Origin of the sequence: Arthrobacter sp. NPDC057013 (genome assembly GCF_042674585.1) — a bacterium.
GTDB lineage: Bacteria > Actinomycetota > Actinomycetes > Actinomycetales > Micrococcaceae > Arthrobacter.
Genome location: NZ_JBHUSE010000024.1, coordinates 49,593 through 74,989, shown reverse-complemented (window position 1 = coordinate 74,989; position 25,397 = coordinate 49,593). Strand labels below are relative to the sequence as shown.

The following is a 25,397-nucleotide window of genomic DNA, read 5'->3' as shown; positions in this document are numbered from 1 at the left end:
GACGCGCAGGCGGCGTCACTGACGCTACTCAAGACCGACGACACCCTCCCACTCCGGGCCGGCACGAGAGTCTACTCCGAAGGCATCGACTGGTCCACTGTTGAGCACGATTTCGAAATTGTCGCCACCCCGCCCATGCGGAGGTTTGCGACTGGCCCAGCTCCGCCGCCTCTACCCTCCCGCGCCCCCTACTCATAGCTGAGAGCGCTACTTTCCTCCACATAGAAGGCCCGAAGTGCCCGCAACAGCAAGAACCTATCTATCACCAGGAATGGTCGATGTCAGCGTTGACGACGCCTCACACATCGACCACGCCCTGAACGACGCAGTTGAGACTGTCAAAGCCGCAGCCATCTGCAATCAAGCGGGGATCATGATTACCCGAATCGGTCCGGGCCGCTACATCATCCGGGCACACCCTGCAGTTCCCTTCGGACTCATCCGCCAGCAACACAACTAGCCCGGGGTGTTCATGGGGAGCCGCTTGGTGTGCGTGTTTAAGCAGGGAAAGGGTGCTCTGAACTGGGAAAATAGTGGTTGTCGAGACCGTTATTTGCCGAGCGAGCACCCTTTCGATGCAAAAGTCTACCCGTGTTTTTCCGTCCCTTCCGGTCACTTTCACCGGCCGGTGCTGATCTCCCACGCCGGAGCCTCGGTCCTCATCGGGTTCATGTACGCCCTGGGATTCGGCAGGCTCTGCGACGAGCGGCTCGGCCAGTTCGTTCCCTCCGGGCGCGAGGCATCGTTCCGGCAAGCTCCTCGGATCCCTGGCCGCGATGCTCGCGGCCCGAGGCGAGCACGCCTCGGATCTGGACATCCTGCGTTCCTCACCCGGGGTCTTCGGCCAGCTGCCCTCGAACGCGACTGTGTCCCGGTTCTTCGAACGCATCGTGGCCAACCCGGAGCTGTTCAGCTACGGCTTCGAAACCCTCGCCCGGGCCCTGCGCACCCGGGCCTGGAACGCCGCCGGAGATCGGAACCCGGCCCTGTCTGCCACGGCCTAGGACCCGCTCATCATCGACATCGACGCGACCCTGGTGACCTCGCACTCGGATAAGGAAAACGTCGCCGGCACCTACAAAGCGGCTACGGGTTCGCGCCCTTTATCGCCAGCGCCGACTACGGCGCCGGCAACGGCTCCTGGGAAATCCTCGCCTGCGTGCTGCGTCCCGGGAACGCCGGGGCGAACAGCGCCGAGGACCACATCCGGGTCTTCCACGCCGCCGTAGCCCAGCTGCCCGCGGGATTCTTCAACGACTCTGGGGCGGTGGCCGGGGAGAAGGTCCTGGTCCGCACGGACAGTGCCGGGGCCTCGAGGAAGTTCCTCTGGCATCTGCACAGCCTCGGCGTGCAGTTCTCCACCAGCTACACCCTCCCGTTCGGCAAGGCCCACATGATCGACTGGATCACCGACAAACAATACTGGCAGCCGGCAATGGACCAGCACGGCCGGGAACGTACTGACGCGTGGGTCATCAACGCCACCGACGTCATCCCGCTCACCGACTACCCGCCGGGCACCAAACTGTTCCTCCGGGTCGAGCCGCTGCACCCCGGCGCGCAGCCAACCCTGCTCGATACCGACGGGCACCGGATCACCGCGTTCCTGACCAACTCACCCCGCTGGCACGGACCGTTCCTGGACGCCAGGCACCGCCCCCGAGGCCGGTGCGAGAACAGGATTAAGACCCTGAAAAACATCGGCCTGGACAAGCTGCCGTTCTTCGATTTCGCCGCGAACCAGGCCTGGGCGAACATCGCCGCCCTCGCCTTCAACCTGGTCTCCTGGCTCCAGTTCGCCGTCCTCCCGGACGGCCACCACGCCAAGGCCTGGGACATCAAGCGCTGGCGCTACCGGCTCTTCGCAACCGCCGGGAAAATCATCACCCGGGCCCGCCGAACCCAGCTGCTGCTGCCGGAATCAGCTCCGGAGAAAGACCTCCTGAAACTGCTCCTGGAAAACACCGGCCTCCTGAGAGAGCTCCTGCCCGCACCCGGATGATCCGGGCACTCAAACCTATCCCGAAGACCAGCCCATCCCCGGACGTGGAACCGGCGCCAAACCCGAAGCGAACCAACGGGCCACACCGCACTGCCCGAAAACAGAAAACAACCATGGACCAAACGGCCGACCGCAACCAACGGCAATCACCCGACATCATGAAAAATCGAGGCTAGTGCTGGGCGATGAACTTTAGGAGCTGCGCATTGAACTCAGAATATTCGTTGAGGTAGGGGTCATGACCGCTCTGCTCGAACACAGTTAGGCGACCATCAGGCAAAGTGTCGGCAAACCAGCGCATACCTTCAAGCTCGTAGAACGGAGTGTGGCGACCCGTCATAACGAGTGCCGGGACCGCGACCCTAGGCACGACATCCCGCCAGTCGGAGACCATATGGTCGATAAGCAGGCGACGTGCCTTATCGAACGGATAGGTCTCCCAAGAAGGCTCAATCGTGTCCACCAACTGTTTCACGAAGTCGGGCACCGCCGGTTCACGTCCATTATCGAACCATTCGAAACGAAAGCGGGCCGCGTCGAAGACGTTCTGCTCGTTGATACCGCGTACACCCCACTGCCATTCCTCGTCATTGACGATCTTCGGGGACTGGTCTATGGCGACGAATGCGGTGACGCGCTCCCAGGGATCGGCGGCGATAGAGAAGTAAGCCAGACTGACATTCACCCCCATCGAGTGACCGACCAGGACAACATCGCGGAGGTCCAAGGCCGTCAACAGCTCGCCGAGGTCAAGAGCGAGGCGGCTCATCCTCTGTCCGTGTTCCGGAAAGTCGGAGCGCCCGTGGCACCTATGGTCGTATCTAATGACACGGTATCCAGCCTGCACAAGAGCATCGCGCTGCCACACGAAATGTGCGCTTTGCCCTTGGAACCCGGAGGAGAAGACAATAGGGCGCCCTTCACCCTCATCATCGTAGCGGAGGGTCACTCCATCGGACGTCTGTAAGGCCAGGTTAGTACCGCTCATTCGGCAACTTCCTTTCGATATTCAGCGTTGTCGGTCATCTTCTATTACGTCAATCGGTGGCAAAGATCCTTCTGTATGGAAGGTCCTGCTTGTTCAGATAGAAACAAACCTCAGTATCAAACTGCCGCTAAGCCGCGGCGTGTTTTCATTTAACTAGCAAAGCCATGCTGTTACGGGGTCAATCATTGTCAGTAGGAGAGCGTCAGGGAACAGGCGAATTACTTACATATCGTCGAAGCAGCTCCGTCTCGCATAGGAACTGGTATGTCGTATTCGATTGTCACACTAGCCATCTGATGCCTCTCAAATTGTTCACATCCACCGAGAAGCCCTGCCCTGCTAGCCTTCGTTCCTACCGTGTTTCCACGTCAGGACAGTGGGTGCATGTTTCGCCTGGCGGCTTGTGGAACAGTCTCTGTCAGGAATAGCGACGATGCAGGGGCGTCAGGATTGGCAGCCGGGTTGTACATGGGAATGGCATTCACCAGTTCGCGCGTGTAATCGTCTGTGGGCGACTCGAATAGCTGGGCAACCTTGCCGATCTCTCTGACAACGCCCTTCTGCAAGACAAGGGCACTATGGGCGACTGCCCGGACCACCGCAAGGTCATGGGTGATGAACACAACGGCAGTTCCGTGCTCGGCCGACAACTTTGCCAACAGGTCGAGTATGGCGGCCTGCACGGACACATCGAGTGCTGAAGTGATCTCATCGGCAAGGATCAGCCGCGGGTTCGATACGAATGCGCGGGCGATTGCGACGCGTTGCTTCTGTCCGCCAGACAGTTCACCGGGGTACCGGTGAACCATTGACTCCGGAAGATTTACGTCCGCCAAAATTTTACGCACACGTTCTTCTCTGTCGCCCTTGGACAACGAGGGTTCGAAGAGCTGCAGAGGCCGCGAGACAAGGCCCATTACATCGTGGCGGGGGTTTAGAGACAGATCCGGGTTTTGGAAGACTATTTGCACATCACGCCGCACCGAACGTGACCTCTTTCCCACGTTAGGAGCCAGTGTTACGCCCTCGAACTGGATCTCTCCGCTGCTGCGCGGGTGCAAGCCTGCAATGGCTCGCAGCAGAGTCGACTTTCCGCTGCCCGATTCACCGACTACTGCAAGCGTCTCGCCGGGAGCGACGCTGAAGGTGACCCCCTTGACCACCGTCGTCGAATGACCACGCGAGCCGTACTCGCACCACACGTCGTCCAGCGTCAGGAGCGAGGTCGAATCCTCGATGACTCCGAGAACTGGAGGCCGGTCACTGACCGAATGAATTTCGTAGTTGCCGGCGCGGATGCACCGGACGTCGTGGGAAGGTCTTAATGGCAACAGGCTCGGGTTGGACTCCGAACAACTCTTGATGCTGAACGGGCATCGCGGCACGAAAGGACAGGCTCCATCGACAACCCCCGACGGCGGCGCACCTGGGATCCCTGACAATGCACGAGTACCAGTCGCATCCGGAACGGCGGCCAGTAGCGCCCTCGTGTATGGGTGCTCCGGGCTTGACATCAGTTCCATCGCCGGACCTGACTCGACCACCTGGCCCGCGTACATTATTGCGATCCGGTCGGCAACCTCCGCGAGGAGGGGCAGGTCATGACTGACGAACAGGGCAGCGGTCTGGTGTTTCTCAATCGCACGCTTGAGGAGTTTGACAATCCTTGCTTGTGTTGTGACGTCCAATCCAGTTGTCGGCTCGTCGAGGATCAGCACCTCGGGGTTGCACGACAGCGCGATCGCGAGGTTAATCCGTTGTTGTTGGCCGCCGCTGAACTCATGCGGATAGCGTCGAAGGGCGGCCTCCGGATTAGGAACGCCGACCTCCTCCAAAAGTTCGATCTGCCTGTCGTAGTTGGCTCGTCCCTTGAGCCCAAGGTGGACCTCCATCGGCTCTGCCATCTGACGCCCGATTGTCAAAGCTGGGGTCAATGCGTTTGATGATGCTTGGGGCATATATACGACCCTGCTGCCCCATATGCGTCGAAGTTGTGGAAGGGGGATCTTCAGCAGATCAATGTCCCCGAGCTTTGACTGGCCAGCGGGCACTTGCATCGCACCGGGCCTGTATCCGATCGCCGCCAACGCCGTCGTGCTCTTACCGCAGCCGGATTCGCCTGCCATTCCGAGAATCTTTCCTCGCTCCAGCACGAAATCGACGTCGCTGACCACGGTCTTCAAGTCACTGTTCCGCTGGCCGTAACCTACTGAGAGCCCCCGCACTTCTAGTGCGACCGAGGTAGTCATAGCATGAAGTCCTTTGAAGTGTCTTTGTTGACGTAGGAGATGATCGAATCCGCCATCAGGTTGAGGCCAACCGACAGAGCCGCGATCCCGGCTACCGGTGCCAGGGCAGCCCAGGGCTGAATCTGCACATACCCCAAGCTGCTCGCAATGGAGAGGGCCCAGTCAGGTGAGGGAGGCTTAGCCCCGAGGCCAAGGAAGTTGAGGGCAGCAACGAAGAGTACTCCGTAGGTGACCCGGAGGGCGAGATCTGACACCACCGGACCGACGATGTTCGGCGCGATCTCCCGCACGACGATGGACACGGGCCGCTCACCTCGTGCCCGTGCTGCTTGTATGTAGTCTGATGTGACAACCCCAAGGGTTGCTCCCCGGGCCACTTTTCCGATGCTAGGCGCGAAGATCACGGCCACCGTCGTTAAAAGGACTGTTGTTGACGAACCGAAGCCAGCGATAACGGAGAGCGCGATGAGCAGGGGCGGGAGAGTCAGCAGAGTGTCGAAGACTCGGGAGACCACCTTATCGAACAGTCCCCCGGTGTAGGCAGCAACCATTCCTAGCAGTCCACCGGTTACCGTAGCCAATGCAACGGCCGCAAGTGGAATCAGCAACACCATCTGACCGCCCACGAGGAATCGGCTGAAGACATCCCGTCCCAGGTTGTCCGCTCCTAACGGCAGATCGCTTGTGGGGGGTGAGAGGGGCCGCCCCACAGCAAGCTGATCAAACGGATGAGGAGCCAGTGCCGGACCAAGAATAAGGACGAGCAGGACGGCGCAGATAATAACGAGTCCGCAGCGCCCTGACCAGGTGTGGGTGATCGGTCGGAGGGGACGCAGTTTACGTGCGGGTCGGCTATTAAGAACTGCCACCTGGGCTGTAGAATCGGCGCTCATCGGGCTGCCTTCAATCGTGGGTTGAGGTAGGTGACAAAGATGTCTGCGACGAAGCTGAGAGCAATAAACATCGCACCCAACAGCACCGTGATCGCAAGAGCAGAGTTGGTGTCGCCCTGGGTGATGGCTTGTATCAGGAGCCGTCCTAGCCCTGGGAATGCGAACACGTTCTCCACGATGATGGCACCTCCAAGCAGGTAAATAATGACGAGGGCGACGGCGTGCACGAGCGGGACGGCCGCCGATCGGGTGGCATGTCCCCACACGACCACGCGGCGAGGCAACCCTCGCAACACGGCATTTCTTGTGAAGGGAGAATTCAAGGCATCTGATACGGACGCACGTGCAATGCGCGAGACGTAGGGCACGACAATCAGTCCGAGAGTCAACGCAGGGAGGATGAAGGCCTGGACCCAGGCGGCACTGACCTCCCCCGACACAGCTGACGAGGCAACTGGCAGCCAGCGAAGCTGAACTGCCAGCAGAATCATTAAGCCCAATCCAATGACGAATTCCGGTAGTGCGGCCAGCACAGTCATCACCACGAATGCAGCCCGATCAAAGATTCCTCCTTTTCGGGCCATGAACACCCCGAGGACGACGGCCACAGGAAGGGACCAAATCAGGGAAGCCAGGGCGAGCTCAGCTGTGTGGGCGAAAGCAGGAAGTACGAGAGGTTTGATTGGCACGTTCGAGGTCAGCGTCGTGCCCCAGTCACCTTGAAGGTAGCGAACGAGCCAGTCGAAGTATCGAACGAACAGCGGACGATCTAGTCCTCGTTCCGCGATGAAAGATTGCAGCTGTTCGTCGGTAACGCCGATACCGAGTGCATTGCGCGCGATCTGTTCAGCTGAACGGTTCATTGCTACGAACGCTATAAATGAGATCAGCAGGAGCGTCAGAACCGACATCAAAAGCTGACGGGCCAAGGCCCAGACGCGAGTCATATTCTTCCTGGGCGCGACCACCGCCTCCGCGACCGGTTCCGGGGCCAGGATAGTCATTTCATACCCTTTCTCACCTGCAAATCATCCAACATCAGTGCCCGCGTCCGGGTTTTCAGGCCAACCACGTCTTCCGGAAATCGACCGTGTCCAAATTCATGAAGAGGCCGTTGACTTTGGAAGACCGTGCGTAGGCAGCGTCCGAGAAAACGGGAATTAGAAGGCCATAGGATTTTCGGGCCTGCAGGTATGCCTCCTGGGTCAGCTCAACTTGCCGGCTATGATCTGTAGTTGCATAGAGTTCATCGACTAGCTTGTCCACAGCTGGGTCTGCGAAGCGGGTGTAGGGCCAGGCCGCGGTCTTCCGGTAGAACGCGTCAAACCCGACAGGGGGAAAGAATGCGGTCCAGTAGCTCATGAAAGCAGGGGTGGCCATATACCCCTTCGACCAGTAAGTATCCGGCGCCATCTGGTCAATGGTCACGTTGATCCCGGCGCTCTTGACAACTTGCTGCCAGGCTTGGGCAGCGTCCAGCATGCCGGGCACCGAATCTGTCACGCTCAGCTTGATATCCAGTCCGTCCGGGAAACCCGCCTCCGCCAACAGCTTCTTCGCCTTGTCCGGGTCGTACTCCGGCTTGAGAGCAGCCGGATACCAGGAAGAATCGGGGGCAATCGGCACATCTGCCGTGGTCGTCCCATGGCCAAGCAGCGCGGTCTCGACCATCTTGTCGCGGTCTGTTGCAAGCTTGATGGCATCGAGCACGCGGTTGTCGTTGAACGGTGCAACGCGCTGATCAAACGCGAAGATCCAGCTCTGCCTGTTCTTGATTGTTTCGAGTGCCATGTCGTTTCGGCCCTGGATTCCCGGCCACAGCGAGACCGGGATCATGTCCGTGACATCAGCTGCTCCTGATAGTGCTGCCTGGAGCTTGGCGCCCTGATCCGGGGTAACCGTTGCCTCGATTCCATCCAGGTACACCGCGTCACCCCAATAGGAGTCGTTCCGGACGGCCTTCCACCCCGTGCCGGGGCTCCATGCCGTCAGCTTGAACGGTCCTGTTCCCACCAAGTTCTTGCCGCTGAAGTCTGTCACGCCATCCTTAATCACGTGACTTGCCGGGTTAGCACCAAGGGTCTCCATGAGGACGCTGTTGGGCTTCTTAAGTTTGAGCACAATTGTCGAGGCATCCGGGGTCGAGACCCCGCCCAAGTCGAGGTACGGCGACAGGAATCCGTTGATCGCACTCCCCGTCTTGGGATCGAGCCAACGGCTAATGGTGTAGAACACGTCCCTTGACGTGAAATCGCTTCCGTCGTGCCACTTAACCCCTTCTCGAAGGTGGATCGTCCACTGTGTCGCGTCGGCATTGGCTTTCCACGATTTCGCCAGTGCCGGCTGGGCCTTAAAATTCGTGTCGGTGACAGCAAGCGGGTCGTAAATAGATTTCACGGCCAAGGTTGCGTTCGCCGTGAGGATGGTACCTGGGTCGAGGGTATCCGAACTGTTACCGTCGCCGACCGAAATGCGGAGGGTGCCGCCCTTCTTGGGCGTCCCTCCGGACTGCTCGGAGCCGGTGCCGCCGCTCGGCGAATTGGTGCAAGCAGCAAGCAAGAGGGCGCCCAGGCTGATTCCGCCGACCGCCAGCAGCTGTCGCCGTGACGTCTCGAGCTTAAGTGGACTAACGAGCCCTGATGTGGACGGCTTTTGAAAGTTGTGATCCATGCGAAACACCTCCATGTTCGACGCACCGGACAGACCGATTACGATTGAACAAAACCTATCTGTGAAGCGGCTCACGCACTGATTGTTGGTATTCACAACTTCAGGGCTGTTGTTTGTGTTTCTTACAAGGCCCATTGCATCGAGCGGCCGTCGGTCGGAGGGAAGCCCTAGAGAATTCGGCGATCCATGCCCCGGAAGGCGCGCAACAAAATGGCAAGAAAGCGCCCAACGACCAATACAGCTCTGAAATTGAACGAACCCACGACGTCTACCTACGCGATCCGCTGATCCCCCGCTCCGTCTCCAACAATCGGCTATGTGGGGTTGATGTCTAGGTATCCCACTGGGATGTCAAGACCCAAGGCGTTCGTTGTCAGGGGCAGTGTCCTCTCCCAAGTGGGAAACGGAACGTTTGGGCTAGGAACGTGCGGCGGCGAAATCGAGATAGCCGGCGGCCCCGGTCTCAATCAGCAGAAGGAGGAAAAGTACCGGATGCACAAGCTCGCCCTGAACGCTTCTCGGAGTTGACGCAGTGCAACGTACAGGTTCTGGGTCACCTTCATGTGGCCGGTTCAACCATGTTCAGCCGGCCTGGATACGGCACTGCCGGAACCGCTCACGGGCCCGGAGCTGTCCTGCTCATCTCTCTTGACCGCCCAGGTCCAACCCAACGCGCCTTGGCCTGAAAGCTACTTCAGCCAGGCCGTAGACTGCTTAGCTTGGGCATCGATTTATGGGCGGCCGTCTGTGAGGCGCTGACAGTCAGCCTAAATGTAAGCGCAACCCAGACACATGCGTTCGCAAGCGACGACTTGCGACCGGAAGTGCGAGCACACGGTCAATACCCAGAAGGCGCATGCTCCTGATAGCTTCGGGTCTGCCAGGGCCCCCGATCGTATGCCAAGTCCATGTCGCTAACCGTCGCCGTCCGACCAGCCGGCGGACGTGGTCACGCAGCGGGCCGCGCCCAACCCCTGACCTTGGCCGTGGCAGTGGCCGTGACCAACGAAACCAACACCGGCCTCCAACGCTTAGAACTGTGCCCCCGGAAGTGAACTCATCCTTCCGCGCGCGTTTCATGTGATGATCGTCCTCAGATCGAGTCCGTATCGAGGCAACCCCCGCGACGGTGACGCACTTTAGACAGGCCGGCCCCGGGTCCGCGAAAACAGTATGGCCGATTTTGGCGGGACATCATTTCCGCAGCAGCCCGCGGAAATCACTCCGTTGAGATTTCGGTCACATACCGAATGCCACATCTGCCATTCGGTCTATCTCCAGTGGTTGGTGAGGTAACACCCGCATACCTTCAATCCATAAAGATTTGCGGGACCAGAAGCGAACGTGTCCGGTTCGCGGCAAATGCCCGTATCGCTGCACTTCGAGTTTCCACACACGACAGGAGTACCGGCTATGCCGATCACTGAAACCTCTCCTCCTCAAGCCGCGAGGGCTGCCGGACAGGGCCAACTGCATGGCAATATTGGCTTCCTTAATCTCGTCTTCACCATTCTCGCCTACAACGGGCCCATGGTGGTGTTCCTTGGGTTTATCCCCATCGTCATTCTGCTGGGCAACGGCGTCGGCACGCCCGCTATGATCATGGTGTGCGGCATCGTTGCCGTACTTTTTACTTCCGGCCTCGTTGCAATGGGGCTACGACTTCCCAAACCAGGCGGCTTCTACTCGATTGCTTCAGCTGGACTGGGCAAAGTGGTCGGCCTGGGAGCGGGTTACACAGCGATGGTTTGCTACTTCGCGGCCAATCTCGGCGCTTACGCCCTCGGCGGCATGGCGGCCGAAACCTTTGTGCATGACATCGGTGGCCCCACCCTTCCATGGTGGGTGTACGGCCTTGGAATGTTTGTTGTCACGTCGTTCCTCGGCTATATGAACATCGATTTTTCCGCAAGGGTACTCACCTTCTTCTTGGCGCTTGAGCTTCTCCTCATGCTTGCGTACAACTTTTCTGTGGTGACGCAAGGGGGGGCCCAAGGATTAGGGCTGGATAGCTTTCAGCCGGAAAATATTTTCAGCGGCTCTATAGGCATCGCGTTTCTCCTCGGCATGGGTATGTACGGCGGATTCGAAGCCAGCGTCATTTTCCGCGACGAGGTGAAGCGGCCGGAAAAGACCGTTCCGCGTGCGACCTACACGGTGGTTATCGTGCTCACGATCCTGTACGCATTTACTGCCTGGTCTTTCATCAACTCCTACGGCCCCCAAGCCATCATGGGGGTGCTAAGTTCCAATGCAGCAGCTTCATCATTCGAAAGCGTCCAGCACTTCACGGGCAGCTTCGCTTACTACGCGGCCACCGCACTTCTGATTACGAGCAATTTCGCCCTCTCCTTGGCAAGCCACAACATTGTCTCGCGGTATGTATTCAACCTCAGCACCGACCGTGTCATCTTCAAATCCCTCTCTCACGTCCACAGCCGCCACGCATCCCCACACAAGGCTTCCATGGCTGTCAGCGCCTTCGTCGCAGTCGGTATTTTCCTTTTTGCTGGCATGGAAGGAGGACTCGCTTACGCTCGGTTGGCAGGTATTTATGCCTACGCCTTCGCCATCCTGATGGCTGTCGCCGCCCTGGCGATCACAGTCTTCCTCGCGAAAGACCTGACAGGAGGACGGAGAGCCCTTTGGCAGGCCGTAGCTACCGGAATCTCCACCGTGTTCCTTGTCATCGCACTTGTTCTGGCCACGACAAACTTCGAGCTGATAATCGGCACAGAGGGCATCCTCACGTGGCTGATCCTTGCCGTTATTCTCGGCATCATTGGGACGGGCATGATCACCGCAGCGGTGTACAAGAAGCGCCGGCCCGATGTATACGCCCGAATCGGTCGGGATGATGCAGGGGATATTGTTCCCCAACCCAAGTAAACAGGTACGGGGGTAGTGGAACTTCACAGGTCCATCCGGACCGTGGACGGCAGCAACGCGTGTTGACGCGAGTTAACTTCGGCAGGGTCTTCTGAAACCATGCGCAGACGCAGCCGACCCGGCGATGCAGCCGGCACCTAGCTCCTCCCGGAGCGCCACCCACTCCCAAAAGCAGGCAGAGGTGAATCTCCAAGGGCCCCTAATCAGGGATCAACACCCAGCGGGCACCGCTGTTCTTGGAAATTGCCCACCTTTTCGTGAATTTTGTTGTCGGATTTCCTGTTTCCGGCCTGGTTGCCGCCGGAGATGATTTGTGGACGGTTAGAACACCGCGCGGGGCCCGGGTTTCGGGAGTCTTGCGGCACCCCACCTTATTTCAGCGGCACTTCAGAGAAGGAGTGGCCGCTCAAGACCGGAGCTGGGCCTGGACGCCCGGAGGAAAGTGAAGTTCAAGATGAAGACTACGTCAGCGACGATCTCTGAAACAGCAGCAGGAGGGTCTACGGCAGTTATGAAAGCGACCGTTCTCACGGGCCATGGCGGCATCGACAAACTGGAATTCCGCACGGATTATCCCGCCCCAGCACCCCAGCAGGACGAGGTGCTAATCACGGTCGGCGCATGCGGTCTTAACAACACCGACATCAACACACGCACCGGCTGGTACGACAGGGTGGTCGAAACCAATCTCTCGGAGGATCTTGGCCTGAAAGGCCGTGATGACGACGCTGGGCTGTCGTGGACAGGTGCCTCCATCCCGTTTCCCAGGGTGCAGGGAGCCGCGGTCGTAGGTCAAATCACTGCCGTGGGTCCCGGTGTGGACACCGCACGGATCGGTGAACGTGTAATCGTAGACCCATCCATCCGTGACGAATCGTTGCCGGCCCGTGCTCAGATGAGCGGGTATCTCGGCAGCGAACGGGATGGCGGATACGCTGAGTTGGTCGCAGTCCCGGCGGTAAACGCTCACGCCATCCAATCGGACCTGACTGATGCCCAGCTGGCCACCTTCCCCTGCTCCTACGACACGGCCGAAGAAATGCTTGAGCGCGCAGGTCTGTCTGAGGGAGAGACGGTGGTAATCACAGGGGCAGCTGGAGGCGTCGGCACTGCGCTTATCCAGCTTGCACGAATCCGTGGAGCACGCGTAGTAGCCATCGCTGGTGGATCCAAGGAAGAACGGCTTCGCGCTCTCGGGGCACACGAATTTGTTGCCCGCGAAAGCCAGGATCTAAAGGCCGAGGTGGAACGTCTCATCGGCGAGCGGGGCGCCCACGTTGCTGCCGACGTCGTCGGGGGTGACATGTTTGGCGTTCTCATGAAGGTACTCAAGCCAGCAGGGCGCTACACCACGGCGGGCGCCATTGGCGGACCAATCACCCGCATCGATCTGCGGGAACTGATCTACAAGGACCTTGAAATGCACGGCATCACAAACCCCACAGCGTCCACGTTTGCACGCTTGGTGGGACTGATTCAGAGCGGTCAACTCAAGCCCCTTCTGGAGGCAACCTACAAGCTCCAGGACCTGCCGCAGGCACAAACACAGATGATCAAGAGGGCCCACGTAGGCAAGATCGTCGTCACGCCGTAGGGCTGAATCTAGACGAATGGGCCGGGGCTCATTGACGGAAGAGTCAGTGAGCCCCGGCCCCTTGAGTTAAGGACTCATACCGAAGGACATTCTCGATCCATCCCGTCGCGAGGTAGTGAGGTGGCAGTGGGCTTCGCTGGGAAGGGGAAGAACGGGCAACACTAACCAACGGAGAAACAACCGGGCGGCCACCTAGTCGCCCAGCAGCAGGAAATTCTGAGGATGTCGGTCTAGCTCCCGGCCGATGATGCAACGTGATTTTTGGGACTGCTCCCGGTTTTGTTGACTCCTTGACCTATAGAGCTTGTGCTCGTAAAAGGATGTTGACCATGCCCTCAGCTTATGGGGCGGAGTACCGCCAGGATGTTATTGATCCGGCCCGCAAAGGCGAGGCGCCCCTGGCGCAGGCTGTAGGGATTTCGGGCTCTCCGTCACGACGTTGAAGTGCTGGATTGCCATGGCCGAGCGTAGGGAAACCGAACTCGGTCCCGCGACCGCAGCGGCCGAGATGCGAGAGCCGAAGAAGCGGAACCGGTCGTTAAAGCAGGAGAATGAGCCGGACAGCTGCATATTTGGGGAGGAAAAATGACATACCCGCTACCGCTGCAGTGCCGTACTCAATCGACTGGTACTTGGCGATAGAAACTAAGCCGGCCATCTCGTCCTCAGACGAAAAATGGCGCTACTTTCACCAGTGCCCGTTCTGGCAACGCTAGGTTGGCCTTTAGGCGGAGCAGCTGACGCCCGCCGACTCCAGTACTTCTCCCTTCCCATGCGCGATGACTAATAGTAAACAACCCTGCTGATCGGTGGATGGACCATGGGCGCACCGCGGCAGCTTTCGCATCCATGAAGGATGCCAAGGAAGGATCATCGCCGGCCTACCCACCCGCTTTTTGAGAGATCAATAAGGCACCCTGTATCGAAGTCGAAAGTAGGGGGTTCATCCAAGCGGAGGAGGCCAACCATCCTGTGTGCCTGTACCGGGCATTGACGGTCTCCCGGGCCTCGTTCTACCGGCACGAAGAGCTGGCTACCGCGGTCACCGGCCCCCATGTGCAGTAGTCATCGTGTTCCTACCGGGACGGGCTAACCCTGCTGTTGAAACGCCAGAGCGACCAGGGTCTCGGCCCAACCGTCGGGGCGATCTCGCGCGACAACGGCCTCAGTGCCGTCCCCACCCAGACCTGGAAACAGATCACAGGCCAGGACCGACCGCGTCGAGAACCACCTGCTCGATGAGCAGGGCAAGCACGACTTCACCTCCACCTTGGCAGGGACCCGTCTGGTCGGTGAGGTCACCTTCACCTACCTGCGCACCGGTGAAGGCTGGCTCTATCTGGCCACTTTCATCGATTTGTTTTCCGGCATGGTAATCGGCCGGGCCATGGCTAACATGCACGCTGTCCTCTGCATCGCTGCCCCGGGGATAGGAACCACGGCCGGTTCGACCAGCGATCCATGGTCTTCCACTCCGTCCGGGGCTCCCAATACACTTCCAACGAATTTCAAAAATAGTGCAGCATTAACGGGGTCACGCAGTCCATGGGCAGGGTCGGGTCTGCTGGGACTGTCAGACTGTTTTGTCGAATTATCAGCCGTAGATTCGGAAGTCCTGGTCGTCACGGCTTGACCCTTGGGATAGACCCTCGGGTGTCTTTGTGTTGATCTGTCAACCCCGGCGACCGGGCAGCTACAAACACTGCCGCCGGGCCGGGCGTGACTTGATAGGGGCCTGGAGCCAGCATTCGACAGCGTTCCCATGAGAGTCCTGTCCACCCGCCGGCGGCAGCGCGATATCCACGTTATCCGGCAGGAGGCAACACACACCTTGGCAACAGACACCCTCGTACCCGCCCGCTCAGGACACATGGTCATTGGCGTCGACACGCACAAACACGTGCATGTCGCCGCGGTCATGGATCCGATCGGCGGCATCCTCGACACCCTGACAGTTACCACTGATTCAGCCGGTTTCGGCCAGTTGCTCGGGTGGGCTGTTTCGTTTGGCAAAATCATCGCGTTCGGCGTCGAAGGAACCGGCTCCTACGGCGCCGGACTGACCTCGTTCATCCGCAGGCAAGGTCACAAGGTGGTCGAAGTGAACCCCGCCGACCGGCGCATGCGCAGGCTCGCCGGGAAATCTGACGCCCACGACGCGAAGAACGCCGCCCGCGCAGTGCTCGCCGGATTCGGGACCGCTGTCCCGACAACCGCTGACGGGACCGTGGAAATGATCCGCGAACTCAAGATCGCCCACGACACCGGCCGTGAAGGACCGCTTCGCGGCCCTGGTCACACTCAAAGCTATGCTCATCCATGCCCGGAACAGATGCGAAAGGACACGGCAGAGAAAACACAGGTCATGCTCGCCCGCTATCTGGGCGCCATGCGTCCCCGGGCCATGGACACCCCCGAGGACTCCATTCGTCACGCCCTGCGCTCGATCGGCCGGCGTTGGCAGAACCTGGATGCCGAGGCCTAGGAACTGGCGGGCATGATCGAGAACCTAGTCACCCGAACCGCGCCCCAACTGCTGGACGCCTACGGAATCGGGCCCGACACTGCTGCCGAGATCCTGATCGTCGCAGGAGACAACCCCGAGCGCATCCACTCGAGGCAGCCTTCGCCAAACTCGCTGGCATCAGCCCGATCCCCACCGGCTCCGGCATGACCTCCGGCCGCCTTCGTCTAAACCGCAGCGGACACCGGCAACTTAACGCGCAGCCATCTACCGCACAGCGATGCGAGGATGAATTTCCACGAACCTACCATTACCTACGTCGCCCGCAGAACCGCCGAAGGGAAATCCAAGCGCGACATCATCTGCTATCTCAAGCGCTACATCATCCGCGAGGTCTACCACCTACTCAAGCCCACCCAGGCGGCCGGCGTAATCTCGGGTTGACAACAATAGGAGCATCAACGCATTCGCCGAAAACTTCTTCTCACACTTCAAACCGAGTTCTTACACCACGAACGCGTGGGCTCCCGGCTCGAGGCGCGGACGGGCGTAAATGGAGTAATCGAGGGCTGTACAACCACCGCCGACAAGTGTCTCAAGAAGTTGACGACCGGAGGGCTGCTTGGTACGGTCTAGCGATCCTCATGGGCCTCGGCCGGTTGCGGCAAGGGCCTGGTCCTGGTGTTCCAGGACCAGGCCCTTGCCTGGTGGTTCAGCCTTACACTAGCTCGGGTCGGCGCAAGCTCTCCGCACCGCCATCGATGAAAATAACTTGCCCGGTCACAAAGCTGTTGTCCGTACTTGTAAGCCATGCAAGGAGGTTAGCCACTGCGGAAGGGTCCGCGGCCGGCCCTCCGAAAGGTGCTGGTGCCAGCTCATTTAGAGAAGCACGGCCTTCTTCAGTTTCAAGAACTGAAATGGTCATGGGCGAAAGGATCACCCCAGGAGCCACAGCGTTGAGAGCGATACCCTCCTTAGCCCAAGAAGCCGAAGGAGCATTGCGCCGCACCCAACGGGCAAGAGAGAGCTTAGTCGTTGTGTAAACGGTACTGGCACCCGCGATATCCTTTGCTTCCGCGAGGGAATCGGCATGTGCCCGTGCAGCCCCTTCATCACCCGCCTCGATGAGATCAAGGAGAGTCTTATCGAACTCGTCGATGATCGCTCGCGAGGCCACTACAGCTGCGCGCGGCTGCTCGGCAGCGGCGAGGAGAGGCCGCAATCCTTCAAGGGTCGCCACTGCACCAAAGTGATTGACTGCCACTGAGGGCGACGATGAGGCCAGAACTCCTGCAATCGCCAGTACACCGTCAAGCACTCCGCCGCTCAGCTCAGTAGCCTTACTTACAAGCTCAGCGCGGCCCTTTTCCGTGCTAAGGTCCACCTCGATTTCGGCGTCTCGAAGATCGACACCAATTACGCGGTGTCCATCCGAACGCAGTTTTTCTGCCGTGGCCTTACCGATTCCCGAAGCGGAGCCCGTTACTACATAAGTACGCGTCATGTTGCTTAATTCCTCTTTGTGTGTGCTTTGTTTCTAACTCGGCCATCGTGTCCGATGCCCCTCACAGTTCCCCCAGTGCGCGGCGATTCACGGTTTGCAGGGCGGCCATTTGACCACCGTCAACCGTGACGACAGAGCCAGTCGTGAAGCCGGCGCCGGGGCTAGCCAACCAGACCACCGTGCTGCCGATATGCTGAGGCTTGCCGATGACCTTGAGAGGGTTCAATGGGAATGGCTCCTCACCCGAAACCAAAGACTCAGGCGCGATCGTTGAAGTCGATGTGGAATGGATCCACCCAGGAGCAATAGCGTTGACGGTAATGCCATGGTCAGCAAGGTCTACCGCCATTGCCTTTGCCAGGGCCGAGACGCCGCCTTTACTTACGGTGTACGGGGCGCTGCTCGGCTCAGCGGCAGACGCGCAGATCGATGAGATCAGAATGATGCTGCCGCCGTTACCCGCCGCGGCCATACGCTGCGCCGCCGCCTGACCACTGAAGTAGACGCCCTTAAGATTGACCCCAAGCACTCGGTCCCAATCTTCTTCGGTCATCTCCAGGAAGGGGCTGTAGCTGGAGGTTCCAGCATTGGCGACAAGAATGTCGAGACTACCGAAAGTCGAAACGGCATGGTCACACAAAGCCTGGACTTCTTCGCGCTGTGACACGTCGCAGGCATATGCCGAGACAGAGCCCAGTGCACTTAGTTCCTTCTCGACCTCCCGAAGTGCGCTTTCCGCCCGTTGGGCGATGACTACCTTCGCTCCAGCCTTCAAAAGCTCCTCGGCGATGCCACGCCCAATTCCGCGTCCGGCACCAGTTACCACCGCTACTTTGCCCTCAAGCTGGCTCATTAATTCTGTTCCTTTCGTTCATTTTTCGGCCGTAGTTCAGCTGATCGAGAGAGCTGACATCTTCTACGGAGTTGCCTACACACCAAGGTGATGAGTAGATGGGTCGAGTCGAGTGAACTCAACAAGTTGCAGTAAGTGCAGAGTCCAGCGGTGGCCAGTGACTTCCCTTGTTGCCAAGAAGGAAAATCTTTGTCATGTTGCCTCCTAGACTTTCAATGAAGAAGGCGATCCGGGAAGTCACCTTTCTCACCACTAGTGAATAGCCATGATGTGCGTCCCGAACACTGGGAAAATTCCAGCGAACCGGCGACTCTTTGTGGGAGTCACAAAAGTTAGCCGGTGCCTGACTGCGAGCACCTGGTCCGCGAGGTTCCTGCAGGGGGATGCCCTCGCGGAGGCCGCCAAGCCAACGGGACACCTCCTAAGATGAGATTGATGCCCCATGGAGGACCCGCCTGCTCCTAAGTTCCGGATCTGGCTTCCGGCGCAGAGGACATCAGTGAGAAGTTGGACGCCTGCTCGAGGCAGATGAATTCTCATAGGGAGCAGCCGATTCACCGAGGCGATGAGCCCATGGGTCGAGTCGATTTACTCGACAAGTTGCAGTTGGTCGATGTCAGCAGCGGAAGGCTCAATACCGGCGTCAATGACCATTTTTTTGAGCGTGCCGTCCTTGCGGAGAGTTTCAACGTTCTCCTGAAGTGCGTCCCGGAGCGTTTTGTTCTCAAGGCCGGCGATGAAGCAAACCTGAGCCGGTTGAACACTGACAGGAACGCGCTGGTCGGGTTCGACGACCGCGATTTTCCACTGGCCGCCGTTCTGCTTATTGGTGTACGCCGCTGAACCGTATCCATCGATGAGGGCATCAACGCGGCCAGCCTTGTAGTCCTGGAACATGGCAGTGGAGCTTGGATACAACTTCAGCTGAGATCCGTAGATGCTCTTTAAAGCCTCGTCCCAGTGGAACCCGTCGACGGAGCCGACAGTCCTGCCCTTGAGCGCTTCAAGTGAGCTGGTTCCGTCAGGCGACACAATCGCCATCTGGTTCTTGTAGACGTGGACGAGGCCCACGATCTTGGACCGCTGAACAGTGCAGTCCCAATTCCCAAGCGAGATGTCGGCGCGCCCGTTCTGTACTGAAGGAATGGCAGAGGCGAAGTCGAGCGGCATCGGCTCGAGCTGCAGACATTCCATCTTGGCCGCCGCTGTGAGCACCTCCCCGTCCAGACCTTTGATTTCTTGTCCTTGAAGGATGACGAAGGGAGGGTAGTTGCTTGCCGCAACCTTCAACGCTCCAGGCGCCATCGTTTCGATCCCCGGGTGACGGGGGGTGCACCCATCAGCCCCAACGGCGTGTTCATCGGCAGCGCTACAGCCAGAGAGAGCGAAACCGCTCACTATCGCAGTCGCAGCTGCACAGGCCTGAAGTGCGCGGTTCTTGAGATTTATCGACATTGAAATTTTCCTTTGCTTTCGAGGTGCGAGCTTAGACGTGCTTAGCCAAACGGCGTTCAAGACGTTCAACGGCGAGAGAGGCACTAATAGTGATGACTCCATACATCAGGCCTGCGATGACGAACATGTTGAAGAACTGGAATGTCTGGCTGGAGATCGAGCGTGTTATGGCCATGAGTTCAGGAACAGCGATTGTGAACGCCAGGGTTGTGGCTTGGAACATGAGGACGCAGAAGCTGACAAGCGCTGGGAGCGCGATGCGCATGCCCTGAGGGACGATCACGTCCCGCAGTGTTGTTGCGTACTTCATGCCCAGTGCTTGCGCGGCCTCAAGTTCCCCTTTCGGAACAGCCTGCAGCCCGCCCCGGATGATTTCACTCGTGTAGGCGGATGTTGTTAGGCCAAATGCGATTCCGGCGGCCAGGAATCCTCCGAGGTTGATAGGAAGACCGAAGTAGATGATCTGGAGAACGACTAGCGCGGGAACTCCACGACCAATCTCTACGAGAACCACGGCTGTTGTGCGAATCAGTTTTGACCGGGCCATAGTCGCGACGGCAAAAACCAGACCGCCCGGAATACCAATCACATAGGCGAGCAACGCCAATTGAATTGAGATACATAGGCCTTCTACGAGACGAGGCCAATACTCGAATAGATCATTTAGGATACCCATTTTAGGCTGCCACCTTGCTCCGAAGCCGTTGGTCCATTGTTCTGGCGAGCCAGGCCGAGGGCACGGTGATCATCAAGTAGTATATTCCAGCGACATAGAACGGCACCGGCGAGCTGAGCGTCCCGTAGAGATTTGTGGCGTAGTAGGTAATCTCGAACACCCCGATCGTCGAAATAAGCGACGAGTCTTTGACCAAGCCGATTGCATAATTGGCGGCAGAAGGGATCGCCACCCTTCCTACCTGCGGGCCGATGACGAATCGCAACTTGTCAAAAGTCCTCAGCCCCAGAGCGTCTGAGGCTTCCCATTGATTCTTGCTAATGGCGCGTACAGCGCCCCGGTACACCTCTGCCATGTAGACGCCTGAGACTACGCAGAGCACAATGACAGCTGAGTTAAAGGAGGTGAAAACCCGTCCCAAGGAGGGATCAAACTGAGTCGGTCCGTTGAACACGAGGAAGAGCCAGACGAGCATCGGAATCCCCCGTACGAGCTCGATGAATGCCCTGGTGCCCCAGCGAATCACGTGTATATTGCTCAAACGCATAAAGACAAGCGGAATACCAAGAATTGCACCACCAATGAATCCAATAGCGGTCATCTGCAGCGTTGTACTGATGCCAGCAGCTACTCCGATCCAGATATCTGCATTCACTGGCGTTCCAATACCGCTCGCAGGAACTGCCGGGTGCGTTCATTCTCGGGGCATGTGAAGATCTCGGCAGGATCGCCGGATTCGATGATTCCGCCATCGCCCATGACGAAGAGTTGGTCACTCACATCACGTGCGAACTGCATCTCATGAGTCACTATCGCCATCGTCATGCCCCCGTCTGCGAGTTCACGCATGACTTTCAGGACCTCCAGGCCGACCTCGGGGTCGAGTGCGGAAGTTGGTTCATCGAAGAGCATGACTTTGGGATCAAGGGCAAGAGCCCGAGCAATCGCCGCCCTCTGCTGCTGACCTCCAGAACATCTAGCGGGATACTGGCTGGCTTTGTCTGCGAGTCCCACACGCTTCAGCAGTTCATGGGCACGTTCCTCAGCCTCTTCCTTGCCTCGGCCCAACACGCGTTGCTGAGGAAGCGCTACGTTCTTGAGAATGGTCATATGCGGGAACAGATTGAACGACTGGAACACCATTCCAACGCGTGAACGCAGATCCGAAAGTTCTTTGCCCGTAATCTCCCGTTCTGCATCGATGGCTACGCCTTCGACGTTGATCAGTCCCGAGGTAGGTCTTTCAAGGAGATTGATGCACCTGAGTAACGTACTCTTACCGGCACCGCTTGGGCCGATCAGCGCAGCGACCTGGCCCTCCTGAACTTCCATGGAAACCTTCTTCAGGACAACCTGGTCGCCGAAGCGTTTCTCAACGTCTATTACTTGAATGGCCGGATCCACAATAATGCTCGCCTTCCTGTTTTCTGCCCTGCTTGGGCTAGCCCTCGGACGGTATCCTGGGAACAGTAATTTTGACCATTGGAAAGGTTCAGAAGTAGCGCTTTTGTATTTGATTTTTTCTGATGGACGATATGTCATTCTTATTGGCATCCAATAAAATATTTGCGGCACTCGCGAGGGTAATGAACCGCGCGGAACTGGAGCGCTCACGTGTGCCACGGGTCAATGAGTTGCAGTTACGGGTCGATTAAATGTTTCGGCGATTTAAGCAGTATCCAACGAAACTTCAACTCAAAGCTTTTACTATTTCGAGCAGTCAATGTACCTGCGCGTGTAACGGGGCCATTTGAAATACGGCCACCCCAACCCGACCGGGAGGACCGGGCTGGTATAGTCTGCGCGCCCGAGCCGTCGCAAGATGCCACTCATGGACGCCACAGCCCCTCCCTAGGGTCCATGGAACCGTGCCGTCATTGCCGGGGGTTACTCACTACCAGCCGGCAGGCAGTCTCATCAGCGGAGCTCGCGCCCTCGCCTGCCCAACGCTCGGCCCGTCCCGCCGTGTTGTCTGCACGGGCGGGACGGGCCGGGTCAAATATGGTGCGGGTATAACGAATCGCAGGTAAGGGCGATGCACTGAACCACGCGTATGCTCTCGCAATTACCTGCCAACGTGGCTAAGAGGAGCTTGGAACCGACAGGGCCCGCACAGCCATGGCATTATCTATGACTCCCGTGAACCCACCGGAAGAGGACTCGACCAGCACAGGGCGCCCACTGTCGATGAGCTTTTGCATCACAACTGCCAGAAGCTCGTCCCCGGTCACGGTGGAAGTCCGGAACTGCAAGGAACCCAGCGTTCGGCCTGACTCATCCAATTTGAGGAGGTCCTGCGCGGTAACGACGAAGGGGGCGCGCGCATCGGGACGGACCAGGGCTGGGCCTCCTCCATTCTGAGCAAGGGCCACAAGGGCAGCATCAGCTGCTAATTCCGCGGACATTTCAGGGAGAGCTTGTGCGATGGTCGCAGCACGAACCACCTTGGCGCGCGGAGCCTCCACCGCAAAGCGGCGGACGTAGTCATCAGCAGGATTCAACACAATTTCCTCCGGCGTCCCTACCTGGACTAAAACACCGTCACGCATGATAGCGATGCGATCACCTACTTTGAGCGCCTCAGTCAGATCATGCGTAATAAATACCGACGTCTGGCTGCCCCCACGAGCAAGCCGCAGCAGTTCGTCCTGCAGGTCGGCACGTATTAGCGGATCAAGTGCGCTGAATGGTTCGTCCAGCAGCAGAAGCCGGGGGTTTTGGACAAGGGCGCGGGCAAGGCCCACACGCTGACGCATACCGCCACTTAGCTCACTGGGGTACTTGTGTTCTGTCCCCGACAGGCCGACCAGCTCGACCATTCGCTGCGCCCGTTCTTCCCGCTCCCGGCGGGGAACCCCTGAGATTTCCAGCCCATAAGCGACGTTCTGGAGTACTCGGCGGTGAGGGAGCAACCCGAAATGCTGGAACACCATGGCCCAATCGCGCCTCCGCTGCTCCGACAGCTGGGAATTCGACAGCGTCAGTACATGACTGCCGTCGATGTCGACTCGGCCCGCCGTCGGCTCAATGAGCCTGGTGAGACAGCGAATAAGGGTGGATTTACCGCTGCCCGAGAGCCCCATCACAACGAATGTCTCACAAGGACGCACCTGAAATGAAACGCCGCGTACCGCCGACATGTGACCCGGGACGTACGTCGCGCCGTCGCGGTATTCCTGCAGCGCACGTTTGGGGTTGGGACCGTAGATCTTCCAAAGGTCCTCCACCTCAATCGCCGAACCGGTGTTGGAAGGATCGTTTTCAGGGTTGCCTGCCTGCTCAGTGCGAAGCTGCATTCGCGGGGACAGAAGTTGTTTCGTCATTTGACTTCCTAGCTACTTTGGTCATTGATGCGTGCTGAGCGGACGCGACGAATTGTGCGCCTCCGCTAAAAAGACGGTCCAGAACCACGCCCAGCAAGAACATTGCGCCACCCGCCTCCATCCCGGTGCCCAACAAGGCGCGGTTAACTGCCGTCAGGATGTTGGCGCCGAGACCAGGTGCCCCGATCATGGAACTTACGACGGCCATCGCGAGAGCCAGGAGCAAGGACTGGTTGAGACCCACCATCATCGTCTGAAGTCCCATGGGAATACGGATTTGGCGGAGAATTTGGCCGGGCCTCGCCCCAAAAATCTGCGCCGCCTCGATCACCTCATGGTCGGCTCCCCGGAGGCCCGCGTTGGTAAACCTAATCATCGGTGGTACTGCAGCGATGAAGGTAGCCAGTACCGCGGCGACCTCGCCTACTCCGAGGAGCATGACAGCAGGGATAACCAGCAGATATATCGGCAACGTCTGCATGACATCGAGCACGGGTCGTATGATGGCTGCCGCCCTGTCATTCATCGCCATGAGCACGCCCAGGGGGAAGCCAATCGCGATGACAAGTGCCAGTGCCACGGTCACAACGGACATCGTCAGGACCGTCGATTCCCACATGCCCAAGCAGCCGATGAGTACTACTCCAAGCCCCAGAAACAAGCCCTGCACCTTGCCTGTTATCAAGATGCCGATTGCCGCCGTGGCTGCGACAACCACTACCCAGGGGGTGGCAGCAAAGAGTCTGCCGATCAGATTCAAACCGTATATTTGAATGAAACTACTAAATGAATCCAGCAAGGGCCCCCACGTGGTTGTCGCCCATAGAATTGCTGCCTCCACGGGTTCTCGTAGCCGTACGGGGGTGCCCCAAGGAGGATCCGAGAAGTACTGCCACCGGCCGCGGAAAACCTGGGAGGCGACAACCACCAAGATGAAGAGGAAGAGGCAGATCTGGGCAGAACCGTAAGGGGCGCGGAAGAAACCGCGAAGTCGTTGCCGCCAGCTGGTAGAACTGAGATCCCGCTTGGCCGGGCGGGGAGAGCTCGCCCGATCGATGATCACCGCCAGCAGAACCAGAGCAATTCCTGCCTGCAACGCGTCTCCGAAGGCAAGCCGATTCAGCCCGCTCCAAACGGGTGCTCCTAGTCCGGCCGCGCCGACCATCGACGCCATGGTAGCCATCGCAATGGCGTACATGATCATCTGGTTGCTGCCCGCCCGGATACTGGGTTCGGCCATCGGTAGCTTCACTCCAAAAAGGAGTTGCACTCGGTTTGTTCCGAGGGAGGCTGCCGCCTCAAGGACTTCAGGTGAGACATCGCGGAGGCCGACGCTTGTCATTCTTGCAAGCGGGGGGAGAGCCCAGATTACCGTTACAACCAGTGCGGCAGCATTGCCCGTCCCGAAGAGTGCGATGACAGGCACCAAGTAGGCGAACGCCGGGAATGCCTGCATTGCATCAAGCAGCAGTCGCACAACCGCGCTTGTCCGAGGACCTAACGAACCTACCAATCCGACGAGAGTGCCCAAAACAAACGTTGCTGCGACAGCAACAAGCATGAACGCCATCGTTTCCACGGTGGAATCCCATAGCCCGGTCAGGACGACCCATGTGAACAGAAGCACCGTGAGTCCAGCAAGCTTGAGTCCCCGAAAGTAACCAACGGCAAGCACTATGGCCGCGACGAGAATGGCCGGCGATATGGAACTCAGGGTGTCGTGCAGGCTCTCAAACGACCGTTCCAGGAAGGTAGCGAATGGCTCATAAGCCCAAGGGGAACTATGGGCAAAAGCCTTGAACGCCTTCTCGAAAGTATCGCCCACGGGTATGCGGAG

General features: G+C 58.8%; 20 protein-coding genes and 2 pseudogenes. 8 read left to right on the top strand and 14 right to left on the bottom strand.

Translation table 11 applies throughout. The features are described 5' to 3' along the window. Window positions 1–271 precede the first annotated feature (271 nt). A complete protein-coding gene (locus ACFTSA_RS21750) occupies window positions 272–460 on the top strand; it encodes a hypothetical protein (RefSeq protein WP_377953971.1) in 189 nt (62 codons plus the stop codon). Window positions 461–575: 115 nt separating this feature from the next. Continuing rightward, window positions 576–2,002, top strand: a pseudogene (locus ACFTSA_RS21745) (IS1380 family transposase). A gap of 172 nt (window positions 2,003–2,174) precedes the next feature. On the opposite strand, the gene ACFTSA_RS21740 reads toward ACFTSA_RS21745, so the two are convergent. The 5 genes from ACFTSA_RS21740 to ACFTSA_RS21720 form a co-directional block, all read right to left on the bottom strand. Then, window positions 2,175–2,990, bottom strand: a complete 816-nt coding sequence (locus ACFTSA_RS21740; protein ID WP_377953970.1) for an alpha/beta fold hydrolase — start codon at window positions 2,988–2,990, stop codon at window positions 2,175–2,177. Window positions 2,991–3,358: 368 nt separating this feature from the next. Continuing rightward, window positions 3,359–5,239 (bottom strand): dipeptide ABC transporter ATP-binding protein, encoded by a 1,881-nt coding sequence (locus tag ACFTSA_RS21735; protein ID WP_377953969.1) that lies wholly within the window; start codon window positions 5,237–5,239, stop codon window positions 3,359–3,361. Beyond that, entirely contained in the window at window positions 5,236–5,853 is a 618-nt protein-coding gene (locus tag ACFTSA_RS21730; protein ID WP_377953967.1) for an ABC transporter permease, read from the bottom strand. Before ACFTSA_RS21730 ends, ACFTSA_RS21735 begins: the two co-directional genes overlap by 4 nt. A 275-nt stretch (window positions 5,854–6,128) precedes the next feature. Next, window positions 6,129–7,136, bottom strand: coding sequence for an ABC transporter permease (locus ACFTSA_RS21725; RefSeq protein ID WP_377953965.1), 1,008 nt, complete (start codon window positions 7,134–7,136; stop codon window positions 6,129–6,131). A 55-nt stretch (window positions 7,137–7,191) separates the two neighbouring features. Continuing rightward, on the bottom strand, window positions 7,192–8,802 hold the full coding sequence (locus ACFTSA_RS21720; RefSeq protein ID WP_377953964.1) for an ABC transporter substrate-binding protein: 1,611 nt from the start codon (window positions 8,800–8,802) through the stop codon (window positions 7,192–7,194). Between the two features lie 1,413 nt (window positions 8,803–10,215). Here ACFTSA_RS21720 and ACFTSA_RS21715 point away from each other — a divergent pair. The 3 genes and pseudogenes from ACFTSA_RS21715 to ACFTSA_RS21705 form a co-directional block, all read left to right on the top strand. Further along, window positions 10,216–11,691 carry an APC family permease gene (locus tag ACFTSA_RS21715; RefSeq protein ID WP_377922899.1) on the top strand — a complete coding sequence of 492 codons (1,476 nt, stop codon included), beginning with the start codon at window positions 10,216–10,218 and terminating at the stop codon, window positions 11,689–11,691. 442 nt (window positions 11,692–12,133) lie between these two features. Then, window positions 12,134–13,285, top strand: a complete 1,152-nt coding sequence (locus ACFTSA_RS21710; RefSeq protein WP_377953963.1) for an alcohol dehydrogenase family protein — start codon at window positions 12,134–12,136, stop codon at window positions 13,283–13,285. 329 nt (window positions 13,286–13,614) lie between these two features. Beyond that, a pseudogene (locus ACFTSA_RS21705) lies at window positions 13,615–13,841 on the top strand (IS3 family transposase); the annotation flags it as partial. A gap of 642 nt (window positions 13,842–14,483) precedes the next feature. Here ACFTSA_RS21705 and ACFTSA_RS21700 read toward each other — a convergent pair. Then, window positions 14,484–14,687 carry a hypothetical protein gene (locus tag ACFTSA_RS21700; protein WP_377953962.1) on the bottom strand — a complete coding sequence of 68 codons (204 nt, stop codon included), beginning with the start codon at window positions 14,685–14,687 and terminating at the stop codon, window positions 14,484–14,486. A gap of 360 nt (window positions 14,688–15,047) precedes the next feature. On the opposite strand from ACFTSA_RS21700, the gene ACFTSA_RS21695 reads away from it, so the two are divergent. The 3 genes from ACFTSA_RS21695 to ACFTSA_RS21685 all read left to right on the top strand — a co-directional run bounded on the left by ACFTSA_RS21695 (window position 15,048) and on the right by ACFTSA_RS21685 (window position 16,193). Next, the gene (locus tag ACFTSA_RS21695) at window positions 15,048–15,770 is read left to right on the top strand and encodes a transposase (protein WP_377953961.1); all 723 of its coding nucleotides are present in this window, start codon (window positions 15,048–15,050) and stop codon (window positions 15,768–15,770) included. Window positions 15,771–15,782: 12 nt separating this feature from the next. Next, window positions 15,783–15,959: a hypothetical protein gene (locus ACFTSA_RS21690; protein WP_377953959.1), complete on the top strand. Its 177-nt coding sequence runs from the start codon at window positions 15,783–15,785 to the stop codon at window positions 15,957–15,959. Between the two features lie 78 nt (window positions 15,960–16,037). Continuing rightward, a complete protein-coding gene (locus ACFTSA_RS21685) occupies window positions 16,038–16,193 on the top strand; it encodes a hypothetical protein (RefSeq protein ID WP_377953957.1) in 156 nt (51 codons plus the stop codon). 274 nt (window positions 16,194–16,467) lie between these two features. Here ACFTSA_RS21685 and ACFTSA_RS21680 read toward each other — a convergent pair whose 3' ends face one another. From ACFTSA_RS21680 to ACFTSA_RS21645, 8 genes are all read right to left on the bottom strand, one after another. Next, window positions 16,468–17,253 (bottom strand): SDR family oxidoreductase, encoded by a 786-nt coding sequence (locus ACFTSA_RS21680; protein ID WP_377953956.1) that lies wholly within the window; start codon window positions 17,251–17,253, stop codon window positions 16,468–16,470. A gap of 61 nt (window positions 17,254–17,314) precedes the next feature. Further along, window positions 17,315–18,106 (bottom strand): SDR family NAD(P)-dependent oxidoreductase, encoded by a 792-nt coding sequence (locus ACFTSA_RS21675; RefSeq protein ID WP_377953955.1) that lies wholly within the window; start codon window positions 18,104–18,106, stop codon window positions 17,315–17,317. A 588-nt stretch (window positions 18,107–18,694) separates the two neighbouring features. After that, the gene (locus tag ACFTSA_RS21670) at window positions 18,695–19,561 is read right to left on the bottom strand and encodes a substrate-binding periplasmic protein (protein ID WP_377953954.1); all 867 of its coding nucleotides are present in this window, start codon (window positions 19,559–19,561) and stop codon (window positions 18,695–18,697) included. A 31-nt stretch (window positions 19,562–19,592) separates the two neighbouring features. Next, window positions 19,593–20,237, bottom strand: a complete 645-nt coding sequence (locus ACFTSA_RS21665; protein ID WP_377953948.1) for an amino acid ABC transporter permease — start codon at window positions 20,235–20,237, stop codon at window positions 19,593–19,595. A 1-nt stretch (window position 20,238) separates the two neighbouring features. Further along, a complete protein-coding gene (locus ACFTSA_RS21660; protein WP_377953946.1) occupies window positions 20,239–20,892 on the bottom strand; it encodes an amino acid ABC transporter permease in 654 nt (217 codons plus the stop codon). Beyond that, window positions 20,889–21,644 carry an amino acid ABC transporter ATP-binding protein gene (locus tag ACFTSA_RS21655; protein WP_377953976.1) on the bottom strand — a complete coding sequence of 252 codons (756 nt, stop codon included), beginning with the start codon at window positions 21,642–21,644 and terminating at the stop codon, window positions 20,889–20,891. The genes ACFTSA_RS21660 and ACFTSA_RS21655 overlap by 4 nt, the downstream gene beginning before the upstream one ends. Window positions 21,645–22,318: 674 nt before the next feature. Continuing rightward, complete coding sequence (locus ACFTSA_RS21650; RefSeq protein ID WP_377953945.1) at window positions 22,319–23,560, bottom strand: glycine betaine/L-proline ABC transporter ATP-binding protein; 1,242 nt, start codon at window positions 23,558–23,560, stop codon at window positions 22,319–22,321. Next, window positions 23,517–25,385 (bottom strand): ABC transporter permease, encoded by a 1,869-nt coding sequence (locus ACFTSA_RS21645; protein WP_377953943.1) that lies wholly within the window; start codon window positions 25,383–25,385, stop codon window positions 23,517–23,519. The genes ACFTSA_RS21650 and ACFTSA_RS21645 overlap by 44 nt, the downstream gene beginning before the upstream one ends. Window positions 25,386–25,397 lie beyond the last annotated feature (12 nt).